Raw genomic sequence first — 1,664 nt, forward strand, 5'->3', positions numbered from 1 at the left:
CTCCTCGCGCCTTGCCCTGTGCCGCAGCAGGCCCGGCGCGACACAGGAAATAGCTGATGACCCACCCCTACATGCGCCGTCTGATTGCACCCGGCTGGCCCGGTAACCTGCTGGCCGTGGTGGCCGGCGCCATCACTACTCTGGCGCTGGCGCCCTTCGATCTGTGGCCATTTGCGCTACTGGCCGTCGGGCTGTTCTATGTGGGGCTGCGCGAGCTGACGCCACGTCAGGCCCTGGGCCGTGGCTGGTGTTTCGGTTTTGGCCTGTTTGGCGCCGGCACCAGTTGGATCTACTACAGCATCCACCACTTCGGCGGCGCTTCGGTGTTGCTGGCTGGCTTTTTGATGCTGTTGTTTACCGCCGCGATTGCCTGGTTCTTCGCCCTGCCCGCTTGGCTGTGGGCACGCTGGCTGCGTCGCAATGAGGCGCCGCTGGCCGATGCGCTGACCTTTGCGGCGCTGTGGGTTGGCCAGGAAGCGTTTCGTGGTTGGTTCCTGACCGGTTTCCCTTGGTTGTACTCCGGTTACAGCCAACTCGATGGCCCGCTCACCGGCCTTGCGCCACTGGGCGGCATGTGGCTGATCTCCTTTGCCCTGGCGCTGACGGCGGCCGTGCTGTGCAACCTGCCGCGCCTGCTGGCAAGCAAGCGCAACGGCTTCATCGGCGTAGGCTTGGTGTTGTTGGTTGCACCCTGGGCCATCGGCCTGGCGCTCAAGCATCACGCCTGGACCTCGCCCTCGGGCGCCCCACTGACGGTGGCGGCGATCCAGGGCAATGTCGAACAGAGCATGAAATGGGACCCCGCGCAGATCGATGCGCAGTTGGCGCTGTACCGCGACATGAGTTTCAGCTCCAAGCCAGTGGACCTGCTGGTATGGCCGGAAACCGCGGTGCCGGTGCTCAAAGAGTCAGTCGAAGGCTACCTGGGCATGATGGGCAAGTTTGCCGCCGACCGGCACTCCGCGCTGATCACCGGCGTACCGATTCGCCAGGAAGTGCACCACCAGAAGCGCTACTTCAACGGCATCACGGTGGTGGGTGAAGGTGATGGCACTTACCTCAAGCAAAAACTGGTGCCTTTTGGTGAATACGTGCCGTTGCAAGACATGCTGCGCGGGCTGATCGCCTTCTTCGATTTGCCAATGTCGGACTTCGCCCGCGGCCCGTCCGATCAGGCGATGCTGCAGGCCAAGGGCTATCAGATTGCGCCGTTCATTTGCTATGAAGTGGTGTACCCGGAATTCGCCGCAGGCCTGTCGGCCCAGAGCGATTTGCTGCTGACCATCAGCAACGACACCTGGTTCGGCCGCTCCATCGGCCCGCTGCAACACCTGCAAATGGCGCAGATGCGTGCATTGGAGGCTGGCCGTTGGATGATCCGCGCCACTAACAATGGGGTGACAGGTTTGATCAACCCATTTGGGCAGATTACCGCGCAGATCCCGCAGTTCGAGCGTGGGATTCTCTACGGCGAAGTGGTGCCGATGCACAACCTGACGCCGTACCTGCAATGGCGCTCGTGGCCGTTGATCATTGTGTGCCTGGGCTTGTTCGGCTGGGCGCTGCTGGCGGGCCGGATGTCTCAAACCGTCTAACGAACGGCATAAAACCAATGTGGGAGCTGGCTTGTGTGGGAGCGGGCTTGCTCGCGAAAGCGGTGTGTC

1 protein-coding gene is annotated in these 1,664 nt (G+C 62.6%); it reads left to right on the plus strand.

From position 1 onward, the window contains the following. The first annotated feature begins 71 nt into the window (after window positions 1-71). Window positions 72-1,595, plus strand: a complete 1,524-nt coding sequence (gene lnt / locus FEM54_RS32145) for an apolipoprotein N-acyltransferase (RefSeq protein ID WP_138454232.1) — start codon at window positions 72-74, stop codon at window positions 1,593-1,595. Window positions 1,596-1,664: the final 69 nt, after the last annotated feature.

Source organism: Pseudomonas edaphica (genome assembly GCF_005863185.1).
Lineage (GTDB): Bacteria > Pseudomonadota > Gammaproteobacteria > Pseudomonadales > Pseudomonadaceae > Aquipseudomonas > Aquipseudomonas edaphica.

What these genes read in the sequence shown, in the direction of transcription:
- lnt (WP_138454232.1), top strand. Translation starts at nt 72, where the DNA reads ATGCGCCGTCTGATTGCACCCGGCTGGCCCGGTAACCTGCTGGCCGTG.